This is a genomic window from Pseudophaeobacter profundi, assembly GCF_029697505.1.
Classification (GTDB): domain Bacteria; phylum Pseudomonadota; class Alphaproteobacteria; order Rhodobacterales; family Rhodobacteraceae; genus Pseudophaeobacter; species Pseudophaeobacter profundi.
Map to the genome: position 1 here is coordinate 1 of NZ_JARJEF010000060.1, position 576 is coordinate 576.

A 576-nucleotide genomic window follows, 5' to 3' on the forward strand; every position below is an offset into this window, starting at 1 on the left:
GCGATGGACGAGCTGACCGCAAGCGTCAAATCGGCCGCCGAAGGGGCGCGCAGCGTCGAGGCGACGATGGAGGCAGCCAAGAAAGAGGCAGAGATCAGCGGCGAGGTGGTGCAGAGCGCGGTTTCGGCGATGACCGAGATCGAGCAGAGCTCGAACCATATCGGCCAGATCATCTCGGTGATTGATGATATTGCCTTCCAGACCAACCTCTTGGCGCTGAACGCCGGGGTCGAGGCGGCCCGGGCTGGCGAGGCTGGCAAAGGCTTTGCGGTTGTGGCCTCTGAAGTGCGCGCCCTGGCGCAGCGGTCTTCGGATGCGGCGATGGAAATCAAGACGCTGATCGGTGACAGCTCCAAACAGGTGGCGCGCGGCGTTGATCTGGTGGGCAAGGCGGGCGAAGCGCTGGAAAGCATCGTCGGCCAGGTCAGCCATATCTCGAAGCTGGTGTCCGGTATCGCCGAGGGCGCGGTGGAGCAGTCCACCGGCCTGAACGAGATCAACACCGGGGTGACCCAGCTGGATCAGGTGACCCAGCAAAACGCCGCCATGGTGGAACAGGCAACCGCCGCCGGGCAT

General features: G+C 64.2%; 1 protein-coding gene. It reads left to right on the forward strand.

What is annotated here, in order from left to right:
• On the forward strand, positions 1–576 hold a 576-nt coding region (locus P2081_RS20280; protein WP_278924599.1), incomplete at both ends, for a methyl-accepting chemotaxis protein.